We start from the raw sequence: 3085 nt of genomic DNA on the forward strand, positions 1-3085 counted from the left end.
CGGCTAGGGCTTTGGCTACGTCGCCAGAGTACTTTAGTCCGCCGTCTGCGATGACCGGGATGCCGTATTTTGCAGCCTCGGCCGAGCAGCTATCTACGGCGAAAATTTGAGGTACGCCAACGCCCGCTACTACGCGAGTGGTGCAGATGGAGCCCGGCCCTATGCCTACCTTGATGCCGTCTGCGCCTGCTTCTGCTAGGTCTTTGACGGCAGCCGGGTTTGCGATATTTCCGGCTACGACGTCCACTTTTAGCTCGGCTTTAACCTGTCTTAGCGTGTCTAGTACGCCTTTTGAGTGGCCGTGAGCGGAGTCTATAACGATGACGTCTACGCCGGCTTCCGCTAGAGCTTTTGCTCTGTCCATTTGACCTACGCCGATGGCTGCTGCTACGCGGAGTCTGCCGTATGCGTCTTTGTTTGCGTTTGGATACTCTTTGCGTTTTTTTAGATCTTTTATGGTTATGAGGCCTTCTAGGTGGCCGTCTTTATCGACGATAGGTAGCTTTTCTACGCGGTTTTGAGAGAAAATTTTCTCCGCATCGTCTAGCGTGCAACCCTTTGGAGCGGTGATCAGCGGGGCTTTAGTCATCCTGTCTTTTACGAGGACGCTTCTATCGTTTTCAAATCTCAAATCGCGGTTGGTTAGGATTCCTATTAGTTTATTTTCCTCGTCTACGACGGGAACGCCTGAGATGTGTAGATCCGCCATCATATCAAGCGCGGAGCCTACGCTAGCGTTTGGCGAGATGGAGATAGGATCGATGATCACGCCGCTTTCGCTTTTTTTCACGCGGCGGACCTCTTTGACCTGGCTTTGTATGTCCATATTTTTATGTATGACGCCGATACCGCCCAGACGCGCCATCATGATCGCCGCGCGGTGCTCGGTGACGGTGTCCATCGCAGCCGATACGATCGGGATATTTAGCTCCACATTTCTGCTAAAGCGCGTTTTTATATCGACTTGTTTAGGCAAAATTTCGGAGTACTGCGGGACGAGCAAAACGTCGTCAAAGGTGAGAGCCTTCGTAACTATCTTCATGCGTTTATCCTTTTATAGAGTTTTCTAAACTAAGCGCGCCTTCTAGCAGCGTTTTTTCGTCCCACGCCTTTGCGATGAGCTGAGCAGAGACGTTTAGGCCGTCCGCGTCTTTGGCTACCGGAACCGAGATGGCTGGCAAGCCGGCTAAATTTACGCTGATCGTATAGATGTCTGATAGATAGGAATCTAGCGGGTTTTTTAGCTCGCCAAATTTATACGCCGTGCTAGGGGCGACAGGCATCAAAATGAGGTCGCATTCGCTCAAAATTTGCTCATACTTAGCCTTAGTGTGGGCGCGAGCTTTTTGAGCCTTAATGTAATACGCGTCGTAGTAACCGCTGCTAAGCACGAAAGTACCGAGTAAAATTCGCTTTTTTACCTCTTCGCCGAATCCTTCCGAGCGCGAGTTGATATAGAGTTCTTTTAAATTTTTAGCTTCGGCTCTGCGTCCGTATCTTATGCCGTCAAAGCGGCTAAGATTTGCGCTGGCTTCGGCCGTGGCGATGATGTAGTAGGTCGCGATGTCGCATTTTGAGTTTTCTAAATTTTTATAGATTATCTTGTGGCCTGCGGTTTTTAAAACATCGACCGCTTTTAAAAGCGCTTTTTTAGTCTCTTCCGAGGCTTCGTTTATGTAGTTTTCGATGACACAGATCGTTAGTTTTTTATCCGCGTTTAGCTTATCTGCTACGCTCTCAAATTTGATATCCGCGCTCGTGCTGTCTTTGTCGTCGTGTCCTGCGATGATATCGTACAAGATCGCGGCGTCCTCGACGTTTTGCGTTATCGGTCCGATCTGATCTAGCGAACTAGAGTATGAGCCCAGGCCGTAGCGGCTCACGCGTCCGTAGGTCGGCTTTAGTCCCACGCAGCCGCAAAATGCCGCAGGCTGGCGTATCGAGCCGCCCGTATCGCTTCCTAGAGCAGCCACCGCTAGTCCTGCGCCGACCGCGGCAGCAGAGCCGCCCGAGCTACCGCCTGCGACTCTTTCGCGATTTAGAGGATTTAGTGTTTTACCATAGTAGCTGTTTTCGGTCGTATTACCCATGGCGAATTCGTCCATATTCGTACGGCCAAACGGCGCCAAGCCCGCTGCTAGCAGCTTTTCTATAACCGTCGCGTTATAAGGCGCGATGTAGCCTTGTAAAATTTTAGACGCGCTCGTTACGCTCCAGCCTTTTACCTGGATGTTGTCTTTTATAGCGATCGGTACGCCCGCACCCAGTTTATCAAGCGGCAAATTTGCCAACTGCTCGACATAGGCGCCAAGCTCCCTATCTGCGAAAATTTTCTTTTCCAGCTCGTTTCTAAGCTCGGCTACTTCGCCGGCGCTTAGCTTTAGAGCCTCTTTTAAAGTTATCATTTTTTATCCTTAAATTTTATTACCGCTACGATACCTGCGGCTGTGACCGCGAGGATGGCCGCGATGGTCGCCGCGACGAACCAAGCGGAGATGGGCTCAGACATTTTTTAGTACCTTTTCGCATCTCGGGCATGTTTCGCCGTCGTGCTTAGCGGTAAATTTCCAACATCTCGGGCATTTGTGACGCGTCGATAAAACGAGTTTAAATTTATCGTTTCCGACGTCAAATTCGGCTAGACTGTCGCTGCCGTCTAGGCTCTGGACGTCGCTAACCATATACCAGTCGCTTATCTCGTTTATGTCTTCGCTTAGGATCAAATTTGAGCTGGTTTGCAGCACTAGCTCGAGGGTTGATTTTATCTTTTTATCTTTTTTGAGTACGTCGATTAGCTCGAAAAACTTCTCGCGACTAGCCATTAGTAGCTCGTCGTCTACATTAAACTCAAAATCTAGCGGCGCGTATTCTAGATCAAAGGCGTCGGTTGCGCCGTTTTTTATGATCTTAGGCGCATAGTCCATCGCCTCGTCCACGGTGTAGGTTAGCGTCGGAGCGATGAGAGGCAGTAGCGCTCTAGTGATTAGCGCCATGGCGCTTTGAGCCGAGCGGCGCGTATCGCTGTCTTTGGCGTCGCAGTATAGGCGGTCTTTGCAGATATCAAGGTATATGCCGCTTAAATCCG

General features: G+C 50.2%; 3 protein-coding genes. All 3 read right to left on the reverse strand.

Features of this window, described 5'->3' with window-relative positions:
- Positions 1-1042 (reverse strand): IMP dehydrogenase (locus Q0338_RS02615; protein WP_298085402.1); only part of this gene is annotated, 1042 nt, incomplete at its 3' end.
- A gap of 4 nt (positions 1043-1046) precedes the next feature.
- Positions 1047-2405: an Asp-tRNA(Asn)/Glu-tRNA(Gln) amidotransferase subunit GatA gene (gene gatA / locus Q0338_RS02620; RefSeq protein WP_298085403.1), complete on the reverse strand. Its 1359-nt coding sequence runs from the start codon at positions 2403-2405 to the stop codon at positions 1047-1049.
- 96 nt (positions 2406-2501) lie between these two features.
- A partial coding sequence (locus Q0338_RS02625) for a class I tRNA ligase family protein (RefSeq protein ID WP_298085404.1) occupies positions 2502-3085 on the reverse strand: 584 nt, incomplete at its 5' end.

The sequence above is a fragment of the uncultured Campylobacter sp. genome, assembly GCF_938018145.1.
Taxonomy (GTDB): Bacteria; Campylobacterota; Campylobacteria; order Campylobacterales; family Campylobacteraceae; genus Campylobacter_A.